The sequence below is a fragment of the Prolixibacteraceae bacterium genome (genome assembly GCA_019720755.1).
Lineage (GTDB): Bacteria > Bacteroidota > Bacteroidia > Bacteroidales > Prolixibacteraceae > Halosquirtibacter > Halosquirtibacter laminarini.
Genome location: CP081303.1, coordinates 657,516 through 675,733, shown reverse-complemented (window position 1 = coordinate 675,733; position 18,218 = coordinate 657,516). Strand labels below are relative to the sequence as shown.

Sequence of the window (18,218 nt, the reverse complement as noted above, 5' to 3'; positions counted from 1 at the left end):
TAGAAGTAAACATTATCAAATAATATAGGTTCATATTATGAAACTATAGTGATTTCGCTTTATTTTCGTAATTTTAAAGATAGAGCGATTTAAATTAATGACATTATTTTACTAAATGCTATGACAACAATATCAATAGGTGATGTGGCACCATCATTTGAAGGTGTAGATCAAAATAATCGTATAATTAATTCGGAGTCGCTTCGTGGAAAAAAGGTAATTCTTTACTTTTATCCCAAGGACAATACTCCAGGATGTACAGCAGAGGCATGTAATCTTAGTGACAACTATAAATTCTGGCAAAAACATGGTTATGAAGTAATTGGGGTCAGTCCTGACACAATAGCTAGTCATAAAAAGTTTGAACAGAAACATGGTCTGCCATTTACATTAATCGCAGATACTGAAAAAGTAATTCTTGAGGCCTATGGATCATGGGGGTTAAAGAAACTTTATGGTAGAGAGTATATGGGAGTGATTCGTAAAACTTTTGTCATTGATGAAGCAGGTAAAATTGTGGCTATCTTCGAGAAAGTTAAAACAAAAACTCATAGCAAGCAGCTTGCAGACCATTTTGAATTAGAGTTAGAATAGAGTTATACGAGATAGAAAGTAATAATTAACTACGCACTTAAACGATTATGAGCGAAGAATTAGATAAGATCAAACAAGAGAAGTTAAAGGCACTTAAGATGACCATGGATAAGATTGAAAAATCTTATGGTAAAGGATCGGTAATGAAACTTGGAGATAGAGCAGAAGAGAATATTCCTGCGATCTCAACAGGATCACTAGGACTAGATGTGGCTTTAGGAATAGGTGGATTGCCTAAGGGTCGTATTATAGAGATTTATGGACCAGAATCTTCTGGTAAAACAACATTGGCCATTCATGCAATTGCTGAAGCACAAAAAGCAGGAGGAATTGCTGCAATTGTCGATGCAGAGCATGCTTTTGATCCATATTATGCAAAAAATTTAGGTGTAGATATTGACAATCTATTAATCTCTCAACCAGATAATGGAGAAGAGGCATTAGAGATTGCAGACAACCTAATTAGAAGTGGTGCTTTAGATATTGTAGTAATTGACTCAGTAGCAGCATTGACCCCAAAAGCAGAAATTGAAGGGGATATGGGGGATTCACGTATGGGACTTCAAGCTCGCTTGATGTCACAGGCGCTTCGTAAGCTTACTGGTACAATTAGCAAGACGAAGACTTGCTGTATCTTTATTAATCAGCTTCGTGAGAAGATTGGTGTGATGTTCGGTAATCCAGAGACGACCACAGGGGGTAATGCTTTAAAGTTCTATGCTTCGGTACGTATTGACATTCGTAGAAGTACACAAATAAAAGATGGAGATGAGGTGATGGGTAACCACACAAAAGTAAAAGTGGTTAAAAACAAAGTAGCTCCTCCATTTAGAAAAGCTGAATTTGACATCATGTATGGTAAAGGGATCTCTAAAACGGGAGAAATTATCGATCTTGGTGTAGAATATGGTATCATTAAGAAGAGTGGCTCTTGGTTTAGTTATGGAGACACCAAACTAGGTCAAGGTAGAGAATCTGTAAAATCCCTTATCGAAGATAATACGGAACTTGCAGAAGAGCTTGAGACAAGAATTATTGAAGCCATTCAAAATAAGTCGAAAGAAAATGAATAGTTTGCCCAAAGCATTCTAGAGGTATAAAAAAACCTTTAAGAAAGACTGAGAGGAAAACCTTTCAGTCTTTTTTTTAATCTTTAAAATAGTAAAGTTAAGATGAAAGTAATTAAGTTTGGAGGAGTTGCTCTGAAGACAACAGAGCAGATCAAAGAGGTAAAACATATTGTTGAGAATAATTCAGGGGATCTTTTGGTTGTAGTATCCGCTTTTGATAAGGTCACAGATCTAATCATTGAAGCAGGCCAAAATGCAGTAACCACGCCCAACACCTTCATGGAAACCTTAAATACGATTACGGAGATTCATCTTGGTTTTATTTCAGATCTTGAAATAGTAAAAGTAGAGATCAAAGAGGAGGTAGGACAGAAAATGGAGGAGTTGAAAAGCATTCTTCAGGGAGTATCTCTTATAGGAGAATTAACTCAAAAGACTCTTGACAGGCTTATGGTTTTTGGGGAGCAACTATCTTCAATAATTTTATCTGCTTATCTTAATATTCCACATATTGCATCGGAAAAGTTAATCAAGACAGATAATAATTTTGGAAAGGCAAATGTTGATTTTGAAAGTAGCTATCGACTGATAAGAGAGGCATTTGTTCATTTTTCGGGAAAAGCCATAGCTCCCGGTTATATTGCATCTACCAAGAAAGATACTTTGACTACTTTAGGAAGAGGTGGGGCAGACTTCTCAGCAGCACTATTTGCTGCAGCACTAGGAGCAAGAGAGTTGGAGGTATGGACCAATCAAGATGGTTTTATGTCAGCAGATCCCAACATAATTAACAAGGCATATGCTATTCCTTCGATGACTTATACCGAAGCGATGGAACTTTCTCATTTTGGAGCACAAGTAGTGTATCCACCATCACTTCTTCCAGTTTATCAGATGGGAATTCCTCTACATTTAAGGAATATTCATAATACAAAAGGGGAAGGAACACGTGTAGACAGAGGAGATCATTCTAAAAATATTTCTCCTGTAAAAGGAATATCTTCTATCTCCAACATTTCGTTAGCAACCATAAGAGGATTGGGAATGGTAGGAGTTTCAGGGGTATCCATGCGACTTTTCAGTGCCATGGCAGAAGAAAATACTAGCGTCATCATGATCTCTCAAGCATCTTCAGAGAACAGTATCAGTTTCGCTTTTGACAAGAATAAAAAAGAGGAAGTAAAGAGAGCAATACATAAGGAATTTAATCAAGAGATTGCTTCTGGGAGTATTCATAAAATACTTTTTGAAGATGATATGTCTGTTGTAGCTATTGTAGGAGAACAGATGAAACAGACTACAGGCATTGCAGGCAAGTTATTTGAAGCACTTGGCCGTGGGGGTATTAATACTGTAGCCATAGCCCAAGGGGCAGGTGAGCAAAACATTTCATGGGTAGTTCGTACTCCTCAGTTGAGAAAGACACTGAATGTGGTTCATGAGGCATTTTTCCTTTCTGAATACAAACAATTAAACCTGTTCTTAATAGGGATGGGAACCGTTGGTAAAGATCTTTTAGATCAACTAAACCAGCAGCAAGAGAAGCTTAAGAAAGAGCATAGACTGAAAATACGTCTTGCCGGGATCGCTAATTCAAGAAAGATGTTGTTCGATTCAAATGGTATTCCATTTGATGAATATATGACTCTTTTAGATAGAGATGGAGAAGCTTCATCATTACCAAGTTTTGCAGAAAATGTCATAGGACTAAATTTATACAACTCTGTATTTGTAGACTGCACAGCAAATGATCAAGTAGCATCTTTATATAAGACATTCTTAGAGAATCACGTTTCAGTAGTGGCTGCGAATAAAGTAGCTGCATCTTCTTCATATGAGAACTATGAAACGCTGAAAAGTATCGCTCTAAATAAAGGAGCAAAATTTCTATTTGAAACCAATGTTGGTGCTGGTCTTCCATTGATTTCAACCATTAATGATCTAAGAAAATCGGGGGATAAAATTCTAAAAGTTCAAGCAGTATTATCTGGAACACTGAATTATATTTTTAATACTATTTCTAAGGATATTCCATTCAGCAAAACAGTACGTTTGGCTAAAGAGGAAGGATACGCTGAACCAGACCCACGTATTGACCTAAGTGGTAAAGATGTGCAAAGGAAAGTAGTTATTCTAGCTAGAGAGTCGGGATATAGATGTGAAGACACGGATATCACAGTAGAACCATTTATACCAAAAACACTCTTTAATGGGGATGTAGACTCCTTTTGGAAAGCACTTCCAGGTGTAGATATTGACTTTGAGAACAGACGTAAGATTCTAGAGAAGGAAAATAAAAAATGGAGATTCGTTGGGACATTCGAAAACGGAAAAGGATCTTGTTCTTTAGTCGAAGTAGACAGTCAACACCCTTTTTATGACCTTGAAGGAAGTAACAATATCGTGCTACTCACAACAGAAAGATACAAAGAGTATCCAATGTTAATCAAAGGATACGGTGCTGGAGCTGCAGTAACTGCGGCAGGTGTCTTTGCCGATATTATTAAAATTGCAAATATTTAAGCAGTAGGCTCTCCCCCAAGTCTAACTTAAACTTATATCACATAAGCGAAACATAGTTCATATGAAACATATTGTAATATTAGGAGATGGAATGGCAGACCTTCCATCTCTAGAATTGAACACCCTTACGCCACTACAAAAAGCAAGTACTCCAAACATGGATAGACTTGCAACAATGGGGAAATCTGGACTTTTCCATACGGTACCAGAATCACTACATCCAGGAAGTGAAGTCGCAAATATGGCTGTAATGGGATACGATGTAGAAGCTCTTTATGAAGGTCGTGGTGTATTGGAAGCTGCAAGTATTGGGGTGACACTATCTCCTGAAGATTTGGCTTTCCGTTGTAATCTTATCACCATTGAAAATGGGGTTATAAAGAATCATTCTGCAGGGCATATCGCAACAGAAGAGTCTAGTATCTTGATTGATTATTTGAACGAACATCTAGGAAATGATCGTATCACTTTTCATAAAGGCGTATCCTATAGACATTTGTTGGTAATTAAAGGTGGTGATAAAAGGGTCTCATGTACTCCACCTCATGACGTTCCTGACTCTAAAGAGGACGATCATCTACCTCAGGCAAAAGATAGTTCTGCTTCTGCTACTACAAAGGAGATTATTGATCTAATAAAGAGATCTCAAGAGTTACTCTCTCAACATCCTATCAATAAGGATAGAGAGAAAAAAGGGAAAGCTATAGCCTCTTCTATATGGCCTTGGTCTCCTGGAAATAAACCAGAGATGCCAACCTTAAAAGAAGCTTATAAAATAGAGAATAGTGCAGTCATATCAGCGGTGGACTTAATCCATGGTATTGGAATCTATGCAGGGATGAAAGTTATTAAAGTTCCTGGTGCTACAGGCTTGTGGGACACCAATTATATAGGAAAAAGAGACGCTGCTATAAAAGCGCTTGAAACTTGTGAATATGTATATCTACATATCGAAGCTCCAGATGAAGCTGGACACGAAGGAGATCCATATATTAAAATAAAAGCTATTGAAGACATAGACCATCATGTTGTTGGACCAATTGTAGAGTATGCCTTAGGTCAGAAGGATGTTGCAGTTGCACTTCTACCTGACCACCCAACTCCTTGGGAGTTGAAAACACACACGAGAGATGCTGTTCCATTTACGATCTATCATCCTAAAAACAATGCAGACAGTGTTACAGAGTATACAGAAAGTGATGCAGCCAAAGGAGCATATGGAGAGATATATAAGGAGGAGTTTATGAACTTGTTGCTAAATAGATAAATACAAAGGGATATGATATTCTACAGTACAGAGAACAAAAAAAACACAACTAGTCTAAGACAAGCAGTGATAGAAGGTCTTGCTAATGATAATGGTCTTTTTATGCCTAATGATATAAAGCCACTACCAAAATCATTCTTTGACAATATCTCAAGTCTGACTTTTCAAGAGATAGCATTTGAAGTTGCAAAGAATTTCTTCGGAGAGGATATTCCGGAACAAGCACTTCGTGATATCGTATATGATACTCTTAATTTTGATACACCACTAATACCTGTAACAAAAGATATATATAGCTTAGAACTCTTTCATGGACCAACACTAGCATTCAAAGATGTTGGAGGTCGTTTTATGGCCCGAACATTAAGGTATCTACTTCAAGAGGAGAAAGAGAATGTCAATGTTCTTGTTGCAACATCAGGAGATACTGGGAGTGCTGTTGCGAATGGTTTCTATAAAGTAGATGGAATCAAAGTATTTGTTCTTTATCCCAAAGGCAAAGTAAGTAATCTACAAGAAAAACAATTTGCCACATTGGGACATAATATTACAGCACTAGAGATTGACGGAACTTTTGATGATTGCCAAAGTCTGGTAAAAAAAGCATTTATGGACACTGGGTTAAAATCAGCTCATAAATTGACATCAGCAAACTCAATCAATGTTGCTCGCTTCTTACCACAAGCATTCTACTATTTTCATGCTTGGTCACAATTGTCTGAAGAGGAGAGACAAAAAGATATTGTAGTTTCAGTTCCAAGTGGAAACCTTGGAAATATAACAGCAGGTATTATTGCTAAAGAGATGGGATTGCCTATATCTAGGTTTATCGCAGCCAATAATCGTAATGATGTGGTGTTTGAATATTTAAACACAGGGGATTATAAACCGCGTAAATCTATTCAGACGATCGCCAATGCGATGGATGTAGGAGCACCAAGTAATTTTGCACGTATTCTTGATATCTATCATCATGATCACTCTACTGTATGTAAAAACCTAAGTGGAGCTAGATACAGTGATGAAGAGATTCGTGAAACAATCCGAGAGGTTGCAACGGAGCACAATTATATTTGTGATCCTCATGGTGCTACAGGTTATGCTGCACTAAAAGACGGTTTATCTAATAATGAACTTGGTATCTTTCTTGAGACTGCACATCCAGCAAAATTCCATGAGTCAATGGAAGATATTCTAGGAGAGATTGAGATTCCTGAAAAGCTTAAGGCATTTCTAGACAAAGAGAAAGTATCCATATCTCTTTCGAATAGTTATGACGACTTCAAAACTTATATTGAAGAGAGTGCCTATTAATTGATAATTCAATTACAAGATACAAAAAAACCAAAGAATATATTCTTTGGTTTTTTTGTTATAAAGGTTCACTAAAATCGATAAGAGGACTTATCAAAAGGGTCTTCCCCTGAACGTATAGGGCATAAGTAGAAACTATACTCATAATGTTTCTTTGTCAAACGATAGCATGCTCTAGGCCAAGCACCCCAGCTATCATATCCACCAACACCAGTCTGCTTATAATCGACATTCACACTTACCAATTTACGTGGTTTAATATCATAAAGATGTCCCTTTCGCTCTTTACCTGAATCAAAGTCACTGTAACTATTCATGTTCTTTTTGAGTGGAAAAAACCCAACACGTTGTTTTAGTGATTATTGTTAACAATAATAGGCTGTATTATTGATTACTTTTTGTACTCATATTTCCTAAGTTAGCAAGATAAATAAATCTCTGTAATCACGAGAACAGTTGATTGTTTAGAACAAGAGAATCGATTATTAAAGAAGCAGGTAGAGTCCTTATCGAAAGAGCTAAACTGAGTTATGTTATAAGTCAGAGCTTCATTAAAAGAGAATGCTATGCTTTATGAAAAAATAAAAGGTCTTGAAGATAAACTATCCAACAATCATAAAAACAGCGAGGAATAGTAGTTCTCCAATTTTAAGAGATTTATTTACAGTAGAGAAAAATCAATCACTTCGAAAGAGATCAAATAAAAGATATGGAGGTCAGCCCAAACATAAAGGAGCTACATTACAACATAGCGATCTCCCAACAAACATAGAGTCATATAACCCTACATCAATCTGTCAATGTGGTAATACTTTAAATCCTGATGATGCTAAATTATTATGCAAACGTCATATTTTTGACATTCCATCTACTATTGAACCACTTTGTATTGAACATTATCTTTATGAAAATCGATGTAGCTGAGGACTAATACATAAAGGTTCTATGTTATCGAAAAACTCGTAGGATATGTTCCACAAGAAATAGTGGTTCGTAAAATAACATTCGTGGACCAGAAAAACGCATAACTTTCTTTATCTCTTCTCTCCTGTCTTTTGAATAGCAATGAATTGTACAACGTTTACAAATTGGCTTTTCCTCACCGAAAGGGCAGTTTTCAAGGCGTTTCATTGCATAATCTTTAAGAGATTCACACTCATCGCACTTTCCTTTCTCTCTAGGCTGGTGATGGTGCTTACAGTAGATCTGAATCATTTTTGCCATCATCTCCTTATCTCTCTGATTAATACAATTTTCTTTCATATTTTTTGAAAATAACCAAAAAAGGGGACTTATAACAGTCCCCCTTCTCGAAATTACCAATATTATATCTTAGTTCATGAACATTTTCATGTCTTCATCTACTGTTCCAATTCCACCAATACCAAAAGTATCAATAAGTACTTTTGCTACATTAGGAGAAAGGAAAGCTGGCAATGTAGGTCCTAAGTGAATATTCTTCACACCTAAGTGTAGAAGAGCAAGAAGAACGATTACAGCCTTTTGCTCATACCATGCGATGTTATAAGCGATAGGAAGATCATTAATATCATTTAGTTCGAAAACCTCTTTCAATTTCAATGCGATTACAGCCAAAGAGTATGAGTCGTTACACTGCCCAGCATCCAAAACACGAGGGATACCACCTATATCACCCAAAGGCAACTTATTGTAACGATATTTAGCACATCCTGCTGTAAGAATAACAGTATCTTTAGGAAGTTTCTCTGCAAATTCTGTATAGTAGTCACGGCTCTTCATACGACCATCACATCCTGCCATTACAAAGAATTTACGAATTGCACCCGTTTTAACAGCATCTACTACTTTATCAGCAAGCTGCATAACTTGATTGTGAGCAAAACCTCCAACAATTTTACCTTTTTCAATCTCTATAGGAGCTTCACATTGCTTAGCATGCTCAATAATTTGAGAGAAATCCTTGGCTCCATCTTTGGCTCTATTAGGAATATGTTTTACCCCTTCAAATCCTGCTGCACCAGTAGTATATACACGATCTTTATAAGATGCTTTAGGAGGAGTAATACAGTTTGTTGTCATCAAAACAGGACCATTGAAACTAGCAAACTCTTTATCTTGTTTCCACCATGCATTACCATAGTTACCAACAAAATGGCTATATTTTTTAAATTCAGGATAATAGTTTGCAGGAAGCATTTCACTGTGAGTATAAACATCCACACCAGTTCCTTCTGTTTGCTTCAACAACTCTTCCATATCTTTAAGGTCGTGACCAGAAATAAGAATACCAGGCTTATCGCTAACGCCAATATTTACTTCAGTGATCTCAGGATTACCATAGGTAGAAGTGTTTGCTTCATCAAGAAGTGCCATTACATCCACACCATATTTTCCTGTCTCTAAAGTCAAAGCAATCAATTCGTCTGCAGAAATATCATTTCTCGTAATTTCGAAAAGTGCTCTTTGAATAAAAGCATTAAAATCTTTATTTTCGAAACCTAGATTCCATGCATGCTCAGCATAAGCAGCAGCTCCCTTAAGACCATAAGTAATTAACTCCTTCAATGATCTAACATCTTCATTTTCTATTGCAAGAACACCAACAACAGAACCTTTAGCAACATAACCAGCAGTAGATTCAGGGTTCCAAGATGTTGCACCAAAATCAGAGATATTAGCATCTCCACCTTTAGCGATGAACTCTTTCTTCAAGCGATCACGAATCATTAAACCTTCAGTAATTACCTCAGTAATTTTTTCTTGATCAAAGTTTGCATTAGTGATTGTTGTAAATAGCGCATCAATAATAAACTTATTCGCAGCATCGTCCTCCATTCCTAGAGCTCTACCATGGTGCGCATAAGTTGCGATACCTTTCACAACATACATCAAAAGGTCCTGCAAGTTTGCCACATCTTCATTCTTACCACAAACACCTTTAATTGTACATCCAACTCCCTTAGAAGCTTCTTGACATTGAAAACAGAACATACTCATAATATTAGATTTTTTTCTTCATCGAAATGAAGTCTCCATCCTAAGTAACCACAACTTAAGATAGATGATTAAACAGATTTTATTAAAAAACAATTCCTATATTACCTAACAATCAATAGGCAAAAAGGTTAAACCCAGGATTCATCTAAAATTTCACCTTGAACACTAACAGTGATGGTTTTAACCGGCACTTTTCTTGAAGCCTCCAAACAAGCCTCTTGTACCAATCTCAATAAGCCACCACAACATGGCACTTCCATCAACATTACAGTAATCGTATTGATGCGTGCTTCATTGATCATCATAATCAACTTATCCACATAAGCCTGCTGTTGTGAATCTAACTTTGGACACGCAATTGCTAAAGCTTTACCTTGCAAATACTCTGAATGAAAGTTACCAAGAGTAAATGCGACACAATCAGCAGCAACAAGTAAATCAGCATTTCTAAGGAATGGGGCATTCGGATTTAACAAGTGCATTTGAACAGGCCATTGGCGCAATGCACTAGGAGTTGCAGTAGACATTTGTGGAGTATTCATTTCAGCAGGAGCATCAAAAGCTATATTTTGAGACCCAGGGCATCCAGATCCACAACCTCCTGACGATGCATTATCCATTAAAAGTGATGACTTCATATTTATTTTTTTCTCTTCTGGTTTTTCTGCTTGTTTCGTTCCCCCTTTATGGTTGTGAACAACTTTTTTTACCTCCTGAAGATCAAACTCAAAAGCATCTTGATTTTGAGACATCCACGAAACTCCTTGACGGACAAATTCCATTTCATTATAATCTTTCAAATGACATAGGTGAGCGACTACTGTATTTAAACCCTTCTTCACCATATCTTTAATTACTAAAATCTCATCATAAGGTGCAGCCTCACGCTTTTCAATCTGAATAGCTCCTTTTGGACAGTGCCCTATACATGCACCAAGACCATCACACATCAAATCGCTTATCAATCGAGCCTTATTGTCAATAATTCTTAATGCGCCTTCATGACAGTTTGGAATACACAGACCACAACCATTACATAAGTCTTCATCAATTTTAATTATCTCTCTCATATTACTACTCATGATATTTTATTTTTGATCCCGGAGGAAATTCGTTTTTATTACATTACAAAACTAGAGTTCACTAACAACACAAACTGTAACTCTTGTTACAATCTCAAATAATTATTTAATTGAGATGATCTCTTATTTTCTAATGCAAATCTATGGAACTCTAGCAGCAAGAATTGTAACAGTTGTTACAACATTGAGATATTTTAAAAAAAAACATTCAGACATCTAAGAATGAAGAATCACATTTACCGTTCTTTTGTCACGAAAACTTTTCTGAATCAATGCACAAGAGTATTGTCTTAGAATTATCATTTTTTGTATATTATGAATCACAACATATTACTAAGAAAGATGTTACAGTATAGACAAACAGACACATAAAGAAGTTGCGAATATTCTATATCTCAAAAATAGCTATATTCACAACCTGTGACGATTTCACAGATAAATGAGAACTTATAATTATGTTGGAGAATATATTACAACAAACAGTACTATTTAAAGGAATAGATAACACGGATATAACATGTATATTAGAACAGTCTAGACACAAAAGGACAAAATTTACGAAAGGAAGCCTCATTGCCCATGCGGGCGATTCAATTGAAGATCTTATCATTATTTTGGATGGTAGTCTAGAGGGAGCAATGTTAGATCTTGCAGGAAATAAGCTAAAAATAGAGCAACTAAATGCACCTATGCTCATTGCTGCAGCTTTTGTTTACGGTAAGAAAAATAAATTCCCAGTGAATTTAATGGCAAAAACCGATGGGGAGCTATTTCGTATTGAGAAGAGATCATTTACAAAACTATTAACCTCATACGATAAGCTCCTTATAAATTACCTTAATATCATTTCCAACAAAGCGCAATTCCTCTCAGAAAAAATCACCTTCCTTTCTTTCAAAACAATACGTCAGAAATTAGCCTTTTTCCTTCTCAAGAAAGGACAAGAAACCGTGACAATACAAGAATCACAGTCTGCCTTAGCTGAGCTCTTTGGAGTAACAAGGCCCTCTTTAGCAAGAACAATTGGAGAACTTTCATCTCTTGGTATTATCTCATGGGAAAGAAAACAGGTGACCATTCACAATGTAACAGCTTTACAAAATATATTAATGGACTAAAATTATATACTATGACTTTTTATTTTCTATCTACATGCACCACATGCAAGAGAATCATGAATGAGGTCGCATTGCCTTCGAACACAGCACTTCAAGATATTAAGAAGGAGATGTATAGCAAAGAACAACTAGAAGAGATGAGAGCTTTGACAGGTAGTTACGAAGCACTTTTCAATAAAAGGGCTCAAAAATATAAACAACTAGGACTTAAGGATAAAAATCTTTCAGAAGAGCAAATCAAGGAGTACATACTCGGTGACTATACTTTCTTAAAACGTCCTGTATTCATTGATCACGAAAACATTTTTATTGGAAATCAGAAAAAAACAGTTGAATCTTTAAAGATATATTTAGAACAAATATCTTAACATTCTTCTCGATTGGCTTAATAATTTCATTATATTAACCAACTCAATATAGAGTAACATTAACAAAATACACATGACATCAAAAGCATTAAATATCGAGAAGATTGCTGCTCCCAAAAACATGATTGAGGCAGCCTCGGCTTTAGAAAAACTTACTTTACACAAAGTGGACACTGTAAATTGGACTGACTATCCAGTACAACCGGATGTAACATTTCATATAGCTCATGACGACACTGCTTTTTACCTTCATTTCCAAGTGAAAAAAGAGAAGGTAAGTGCTTTAACCACAGAAACAAATGGCGAAGTATATGAAGATAGTTGTTGTGAATTCTTTTTTGCTCCGGATGATCAGGGATACTACAATCTAGAGATGAATGCTATTGGTACATTCCTTTTTGGTTATGGAGCTGGTAGAGATCGTGTGAGAATTGATGCAGAGAAGTTATCAGGTATTAAAGTATTTAGTTCTCTTGGAACGACTCCTGTTGAACACACTGAGAATGTTACTGAATATACCTTAACAGCAAAGCTTCCTTTTGATGCATTTGTAAATCATCCAAACTTCCAATTGAATAAGGAACAGTATAAAGGAAACTTCTTTAAATGTGGAGATAAAACTCCAGAGATGCACTTTGTAACATGGAATCCTATTAAAACAGAACAACCAGACTATCACCGTCCAGAGTTCTTTGGAGACCTAAACATAAAGTAATACAACATAACGAATACTCTTTGTTAAACAAGGAGTATTCGTTATACAATGGCTTAAAAGCAAAACACGAGACCCATATTCACCCCATAGTTCTCAAGACGAGTATATTGGCCATCTTTCAGGTCAAACTTATGATTCTTTCCATCCAAGAGGCTATAAAAAGAGCTACTACTTACACGAAAGTAATAACCTTCTACATTCAAATATACTTTTTCAGCAAGGGAGATATCAAAACCGGCTCTCCATTTGGTCGCGATTCCTCTAAAGTTGATATCATAGAGTTTTTCTGTCTTATTATTATCTTTCATGTCAATCATGGCATACCCTACACCAAGACCAGCATAAAAAACCATTCGATTAGAAAATGCTGTAGTTCTAGTAATCACACCTGGAGCAACAAATAAAACACTCGTTTGATGGTTAAAATTTTGATCAATCAAGTGTTCCGTTGCTTTATCTTCATAACTAATTTTACCCTGATCAAGCAACACACTTGTATAACTTGTTTCAACACCAACCCCTAACGATTCAAAAATAAAATGGTAAAAGCTAGCCTCTCCACTATAACCTTGTTGACTGGTATTCGTAAGCATACCAGAAAATTTATTCCAATTAACTCCCCCCTGAATATTAATTCGATTCTCCCATATAGACCGCTTATAATACTCCGAACGGATTTTTCGCCTTCTAGGCTTCTCATATGGGTCCTGATTTATTGGAGAAGAGACAATCTCTTTACATAATTCTTTTGAAATATTCTCATCTTCTTCTGCATAAGCCAACTGAAATGCAAAGACAAAGAGAACTACGAATATAGATATCTTTTTCATTTTAAATTTTTTAAATACAAAACGACTCAAGAGGACAACAATATGTAGATAATAATATCATTGATAATAATTCAAATATATAAATATTTATGTTCTTTTTAAGAATAAAAAAAGAGAATGGTAGAGATAAAAAGAGTTGAAATATAATAGGAATCATTAAAAACTAAAAGAAAGACAAAAAGAAGAGCAAAAATGGTATAATTATTGAAAGAATACTATCTTGTACAAGTAATTATCAAAAAACAAGTAACATTGGCATTAAATAAAATTCTTTTGAAAAAATATACTTTCCGCATCATATTTTCTATCATTTTCAGCCTCCATACATTGGCTATTTTTGCACAATTTAATACGCAACAATATTTCTATCATGGACGTAGTAAACTTCACTTTGAAAACTATGTAGGAGCCATTAAAGATTTCAATATCGTAATTCGCCTAGAACCAAACAATTACGAAGCATTATTCTTTAGAGCAGTTGCAAAACAGTACTTAGAAGACTACTATGGAGCGAAAGAGGATTTGGACAAAGCAATAGAAATTAAGCCCTACTACCCTTTGGCATTTATGCAAAGAGGGATGGTAAATCACTCCCTAAAAAACTATGAGATTGCTTTAGATGATTACAAAAAAGCAATGGAATTAGATATTAATAATTACTCTATCTATAACAACAAAGGGATTACAGAGATGGCACTAAAAGACTATAAGGAAGCCATTAAATCCTATAGCCGAGCTCTGAAACTTAACAACCGTGCCATTAACACCTACTTAAATCGTAGTATAGCATATCAAATTACCGACAGTCTTGATTTAGCAATTAAAGATTGTACCTCGGCAATTAAAATAAGACCACACTACGATCGTGCGTATCTTATTAGAGGGAGAATTAAGTTAGAGAAAGATGACTTTGCTGGAGCAATTATGGATCTAAATGAAGCAATACGACTAAACTCAAGGTCATCAAATTCCTTTTTTGTTAGAGGATTAGCGAAGCAGAAATTAGGAGATCTTGATGGTGCATCAACAGACTATACGATGTCCATCCAGTTAGATCCATCCATGGCATCTGCATACCTCAATAGAGGATTAATTAAAAGAGAAAAGAAGCAATCCAGTGCCGAAATGGATATCCAAACAGCATGTACTTTAGATCCCAGAATAGCAAAGTTTCAAAGACGCCTTAGGCAAGAGCAACAAAAAAGAGCCAACCCTTGGTATTATGCTATAAGTCATAAAGCGAAGAAGAAAGGAACAAAAAAAACAAAAAATCCAAACACCTCGGCTCCAAGTATCAAACCGGTAGACATTCATAAAAAAGAGAAGAAAACAGATACTGAAAAAGTCTCGGCTAAAAACCTCAATCTAGCTCAAAAGCTTGAAAGAGGAAAGCTACGTCGACAAGAGGATCGTACAGGAAGTCAACCGCCACTAATCGTTGGAGATAATGGAAAGGTTACACTCACTACAGAACAGCCAACAGAAGGGCTTGTTCAGAATATTAATGTAATTATTGAACTTAGTCCGAACTTTGACTTTACCTATTTCAATCAACATCATTTAGATTACTCAAAAATGCAATACTTTAGCATGGAGGTAGATAAACTGAACGAACTTAATGATCAAAATCCATTTCTTGCATTGACCAATCATATTCAAACCTCAGTTTATCGTTATGATGAGATGCAGAAATATAAAGAACATATTGCACTCTTTGATGCATTAGTTGCGACAGGAGAACAGCCAGAACTATTCTATTTAGATCGTGCTATTCTGAAAAATCTATCTTTCGAATTCGAATCTGCAAAGAAAGACTTTACGTTGTCCAAAAAGTATGCACCTAAAAACATACTTACATACTTTGGATCGGCTAACAATATGGTAGATATGGCCGACTATCTGCGTTCAATCTCTGAAACTCAAAAAGCACTTCTAGGGGATTTAGAGGAGAAGGATGAAGTAGACTTCAGTAACTACAAAGAAGCACTAATCGACTATCAAAAGGTAGTGCAGATGAATCCCAAATTTCACTTTGCTTGGTTTAATATTGGAAACACTTATATTAAGATGGAAGATTATAATAATGCCATCGAATACTATAACAAAGCAGTCGAAGTATTCCCTGCATTTGCAGAAGCATACTTTAACCGAGGACTAACAAAGATCTATTTAAAAGATATTGAAGGAGGTGCTTTAGACCTTAGTAAAGCAGGCGAGCTAGGAATGGTGCAAGCCTACAACATCATTAAACGTTATTGTGATTAATGAAACTCAATCTGTTTTGCAGAGATCTCCTCTCCATAAAACATAGAAGCACGAGCATTAAAAAGAGCGATCGACTCAGTTGTTAAGAATTCAGTCGTTCCTCTTTTACTACAACGTCTTTCAAGATCAAGATGTCGAGAGAGATAATCCATTAAACTCTTCGCAACAATCTCTCCTTGGGAAAGCACATGAACTCCATCTGGTACATACTGTTCTATTATACTTTTTATCAAAGGATAATGGGTACAACCAAGAAGAAGTGTATCTATATCGTTAGATTGTGAAAGAAGAGAGGTGACATCTTTATGAATAAAGAACTTTGCACCATCGGTATCTATATTATTATTTTCAATGATAGGAACCCACATAGGACAAGCCTGCTGAAAAACTTCCATACTTCGTTTTAACGAAAACTTGGCAATTTCTAACGGATAAGAGTTTGACTTAACAGTCCCTTCTGTTCCTAATACACCTATTTTACCTGAAATACTATTCTCAATCAAATACTCCACACTCGGGCGAATTACACCTAGAACACGCTTATTAGGGCCCCATTTATAAAGATCGTTTTGCTGAATCGATCTTAAGGCTTTTGCACTTGCTGTGTTACATGCCAAAATAATCAATTCACACCCTTGAGAAAAAAGAAAATCTACAGCCTCTTTCGTGTACTGATAGATAACCTCAAAGGAACGAGAACCATAAGGATTTCTCGCATTATCCCCTAAATATAGATAATCATATTGCGGAAGAAGTTGAACCATTTCTTTTAAAACAGTCAGTCCTCCATAACCAGAATCGAAAACGCCAATAGGAGTCATATAAGATAGTTTTTTAACAAAAACAAATAAAGGTATCCATCGTTCATGAATACCTTTATAAATCACTTTAAAAGTGAAAATAAGCTTATTTAATACCTAAAGCAACTTTAACTAGAGGTAGAATATCAATACTTTCATTAGATTGGTAAAGAACAACCCCTGTACTAGTATCCAATACATAAGTTAACCCTTGCTCTTTAGCCACTTTCTTCACTGCTCCTTGTGCTTTCTCTAAGATTGGTTGAAACAGATTTTTCTGTTTCTTCTGAACATCTTGTTGAGCTGCAACGCGGAAACTTTCAATACGTTGTTGAAGATCTCTCAACTCCCCCTCTTTAGTGGAACGTACAATATCAGTCATAGAACCACTATTTTTTTGATATTCTCCGACTTTTGTTTGGAAATCTTTTTGAAGTTCGGCCAATTGAGTTTCTAGCTCTTTACCATGAGCTTCCATCTGTTTCGTAGCTGCTGCTCTCTCAGGCATCACACTTAGCAACTGCTGGAAATTGATATGACCAATCTTTGTTTGCGCTGAAACTGATCCAGCGAAAAGAACAAAAAATAGAACGAACGTTCTCAATGCGTTTTTCATAGTTATCTTATTTGTGATGTTTTCAACAAATATAGTTTATTAATTCTTATATCCAAGTCTTTCAAGAACTACATCACTCAAATCATACTTTGGATCTGAGAAAATAATATTTCCTTTCAAAGCTTTATCCATTATAATTGCAAAACTGCCCTCCTCGGCAATCCTTTGCAGAGCATTAAAGATATCATCTTGAATTGGTTTTATCAATGATTTTCTCTTCTTAAATATAGATCCATCTTTACCGAAATACTTTTTTTGAAGTGTTTCATAACTTTTCTGTTTCGTTAGAATCATATCCTTTCTTCTTTTGACCATGTCAGCAGTCATTAATATCGACTCTGTCTTCAGGTCAGACTGCATCTTTTCAATCTCTTTATGCACCTTCTCCAACTCTTCTTGATAAGATCTTGAAGCCTTATTTAGTTGTTCTTGTGCAGAATGATATGCAGGAATATTGTCGAGAATATAACGGCTATCAATATATGCAACCTTTTGTGCACATAAACTCAAAGAGCAAAACAAAAAAAGAACTAAAGATAAAAACACCTTCTTCATGACACACTTCTTAAAATATATTTGAATTCACTTTCTACTAAATCATAGAACGTATAGATAGACAATAATAGTATAGTAGGCATAAAAAAAGGCTTAGATCTCTCCAAGCCTTTTCTTTATAT

At 35.6% G+C, this 18,218-nt stretch carries 18 protein-coding genes; 10 read left to right on the top strand and 8 right to left on the bottom strand.

The genetic code is table 11. From position 1 onward, the window contains the following. Positions 1-120: 120 nt before the first annotated feature. From bcp to thrC, 5 genes are all read left to right on the top strand, one after another. A complete protein-coding gene (gene bcp, locus K4L44_02745) occupies positions 121-594 on the top strand; it encodes a thioredoxin-dependent thiol peroxidase (protein QZE14796.1) in 474 nt (157 codons plus the stop codon). Between the two features lie 47 nt (positions 595-641). Beyond that, positions 642-1,667, top strand: coding sequence for a recombinase RecA (recA, locus tag K4L44_02740; protein QZE14795.1), 1,026 nt, complete (start codon positions 642-644; stop codon positions 1,665-1,667). A 99-nt stretch (positions 1,668-1,766) separates the two neighbouring features. After that, the gene (gene thrA / locus K4L44_02735) at positions 1,767-4,187 is read left to right on the top strand and encodes a bifunctional aspartate kinase/homoserine dehydrogenase I (protein ID QZE14794.1); all 2,421 of its coding nucleotides are present in this window, start codon (positions 1,767-1,769) and stop codon (positions 4,185-4,187) included. Positions 4,188-4,248: 61 nt separating this feature from the next. Next, positions 4,249-5,454, top strand: coding sequence for a cofactor-independent phosphoglycerate mutase (locus K4L44_02730; GenBank protein ID QZE14793.1), 1,206 nt, complete (start codon positions 4,249-4,251; stop codon positions 5,452-5,454). Positions 5,455-5,466: 12 nt separating this feature from the next. After that, the gene (gene thrC, locus K4L44_02725) at positions 5,467-6,768 is read left to right on the top strand and encodes a threonine synthase (GenBank protein ID QZE14792.1); all 1,302 of its coding nucleotides are present in this window, start codon (positions 5,467-5,469) and stop codon (positions 6,766-6,768) included. Positions 6,769-6,839: 71 nt separating this feature from the next. On the opposite strand, the gene K4L44_02720 is transcribed toward thrC, so the two are convergent. After that, on the bottom strand, positions 6,840-7,085 hold the full coding sequence (locus K4L44_02720) for a hypothetical protein (GenBank protein QZE14791.1): 246 nt from the start codon (positions 7,083-7,085) through the stop codon (positions 6,840-6,842). 274 nt (positions 7,086-7,359) lie between these two features. Here K4L44_02720 and K4L44_02715 point away from each other — a divergent pair, with 274 nt between their 5' ends. Further along, a complete protein-coding gene (locus K4L44_02715; protein QZE14790.1) occupies positions 7,360-7,692 on the top strand; it encodes a hypothetical protein in 333 nt (110 codons plus the stop codon). A gap of 24 nt (positions 7,693-7,716) precedes the next feature. On the opposite strand, the gene K4L44_02710 is transcribed toward K4L44_02715, so the two are convergent. The 3 genes from K4L44_02710 to K4L44_02700 form a co-directional block, all read right to left on the bottom strand. Next, entirely contained in the window at positions 7,717-8,031 is a 315-nt protein-coding gene (locus K4L44_02710) for a nitrous oxide-stimulated promoter family protein (GenBank protein ID QZE14789.1), read from the bottom strand. Positions 8,032-8,100: 69 nt separating this feature from the next. Further along, positions 8,101-9,747, bottom strand: coding sequence for a hydroxylamine reductase (gene hcp / locus K4L44_02705; GenBank protein ID QZE14788.1), 1,647 nt, complete (start codon positions 9,745-9,747; stop codon positions 8,101-8,103). Between the two features lie 128 nt (positions 9,748-9,875). After that, positions 9,876-10,817 (bottom strand): 4Fe-4S binding protein, encoded by a 942-nt coding sequence (locus K4L44_02700; protein ID QZE15940.1) that lies wholly within the window; start codon positions 10,815-10,817, stop codon positions 9,876-9,878. Positions 10,818-11,284: 467 nt separating this feature from the next. Between K4L44_02700 and K4L44_02695 the strand changes: the two genes are divergently transcribed. The 3 genes from K4L44_02695 (at position 11,285) to K4L44_02685 (ending at position 13,030) form a co-directional block, all read left to right on the top strand. Further along, positions 11,285-11,947, top strand: a complete 663-nt coding sequence (locus K4L44_02695) for a Crp/Fnr family transcriptional regulator (protein QZE14787.1) — start codon at positions 11,285-11,287, stop codon at positions 11,945-11,947. Between the two features lie 11 nt (positions 11,948-11,958). Next, positions 11,959-12,315 carry a hypothetical protein gene (locus K4L44_02690; GenBank protein QZE14786.1) on the top strand — a complete coding sequence of 119 codons (357 nt, stop codon included), beginning with the start codon at positions 11,959-11,961 and terminating at the stop codon, positions 12,313-12,315. A gap of 73 nt (positions 12,316-12,388) precedes the next feature. Beyond that, positions 12,389-13,030 carry a hypothetical protein gene (locus K4L44_02685; GenBank protein QZE14785.1) on the top strand — a complete coding sequence of 214 codons (642 nt, stop codon included), beginning with the start codon at positions 12,389-12,391 and terminating at the stop codon, positions 13,028-13,030. 53 nt (positions 13,031-13,083) lie between these two features. Here K4L44_02685 and K4L44_02680 read toward each other — a convergent pair whose 3' ends face one another. Further along, a complete protein-coding gene (locus tag K4L44_02680; GenBank protein ID QZE14784.1) occupies positions 13,084-13,860 on the bottom strand; it encodes a hypothetical protein in 777 nt (258 codons plus the stop codon). 204 nt (positions 13,861-14,064) lie between these two features. On the opposite strand from K4L44_02680, the gene K4L44_02675 reads away from it, so the two are divergent. After that, on the top strand, positions 14,065-16,125 hold the full coding sequence (locus K4L44_02675) for a tetratricopeptide repeat protein (GenBank protein QZE14783.1): 2,061 nt from the start codon (positions 14,065-14,067) through the stop codon (positions 16,123-16,125). Here the strand turns inward: K4L44_02675 and murI are convergent. The 3 genes from murI to K4L44_02660 all read right to left on the bottom strand — a co-directional run bounded on the left by murI (position 16,122) and on the right by K4L44_02660 (position 18,096). Continuing rightward, positions 16,122-16,946: a glutamate racemase gene (gene murI, locus K4L44_02670; GenBank protein QZE14782.1), complete on the bottom strand. Its 825-nt coding sequence runs from the start codon at positions 16,944-16,946 to the stop codon at positions 16,122-16,124. The two genes, K4L44_02675 and murI, sit on opposite strands and share 4 nt — an antisense overlap. Before the next feature lie 85 nt (positions 16,947-17,031). Continuing rightward, positions 17,032-17,541: an OmpH family outer membrane protein gene (locus K4L44_02665; protein ID QZE14781.1), complete on the bottom strand. Its 510-nt coding sequence runs from the start codon at positions 17,539-17,541 to the stop codon at positions 17,032-17,034. Between the two features lie 39 nt (positions 17,542-17,580). Continuing rightward, positions 17,581-18,096, bottom strand: coding sequence for an OmpH family outer membrane protein (locus tag K4L44_02660; GenBank protein ID QZE14780.1), 516 nt, complete (start codon positions 18,094-18,096; stop codon positions 17,581-17,583). Between the last annotated feature and the right edge of the window lie 122 nt (positions 18,097-18,218).

Coding starts and splice junctions, on each gene's coding strand:
- bcp (QZE14796.1), top strand. CDS start 121: ATGACAACAATATCAATAGGTGATGTGGCACCATCATTTGAAGGTGTA.
- recA (QZE14795.1), top strand. CDS start 642: ATGAGCGAAGAATTAGATAAGATCAAACAAGAGAAGTTAAAGGCACTT.
- thrA (QZE14794.1), top strand. CDS start 1,767: ATGAAAGTAATTAAGTTTGGAGGAGTTGCTCTGAAGACAACAGAGCAG.
- K4L44_02730 (QZE14793.1), top strand. CDS start 4,249: ATGAAACATATTGTAATATTAGGAGATGGAATGGCAGACCTTCCATCT.
- thrC (QZE14792.1), top strand. CDS start 5,467: ATGATATTCTACAGTACAGAGAACAAAAAAAACACAACTAGTCTAAGA.
- K4L44_02720 (QZE14791.1), bottom strand. CDS start 7,085: ATGAATAGTTACAGTGACTTTGATTCAGGTAAAGAGCGAAAGGGACAT.
- K4L44_02710 (QZE14789.1), bottom strand. CDS start 8,031: ATGAAAGAAAATTGTATTAATCAGAGAGATAAGGAGATGATGGCAAAA.
- hcp (QZE14788.1), bottom strand. CDS start 9,747: ATGAGTATGTTCTGTTTTCAATGTCAAGAAGCTTCTAAGGGAGTTGGA.
- K4L44_02700 (QZE15940.1), bottom strand. CDS start 10,817: ATGAGAGAGATAATTAAAATTGATGAAGACTTATGTAATGGTTGTGGT.
- K4L44_02695 (QZE14787.1), top strand. CDS start 11,285: ATGTTGGAGAATATATTACAACAAACAGTACTATTTAAAGGAATAGAT.
- K4L44_02690 (QZE14786.1), top strand. CDS start 11,959: ATGACTTTTTATTTTCTATCTACATGCACCACATGCAAGAGAATCATG.
- K4L44_02685 (QZE14785.1), top strand. CDS start 12,389: ATGACATCAAAAGCATTAAATATCGAGAAGATTGCTGCTCCCAAAAAC.
- K4L44_02680 (QZE14784.1), bottom strand. CDS start 13,860: ATGAAAAAGATATCTATATTCGTAGTTCTCTTTGTCTTTGCATTTCAG.
- murI (QZE14782.1), bottom strand. CDS start 16,946: ATGACTCCTATTGGCGTTTTCGATTCTGGTTATGGAGGACTGACTGTT.
- K4L44_02665 (QZE14781.1), bottom strand. CDS start 17,541: ATGAAAAACGCATTGAGAACGTTCGTTCTATTTTTTGTTCTTTTCGCT.
- K4L44_02660 (QZE14780.1), bottom strand. CDS start 18,096: ATGAAGAAGGTGTTTTTATCTTTAGTTCTTTTTTTGTTTTGCTCTTTG.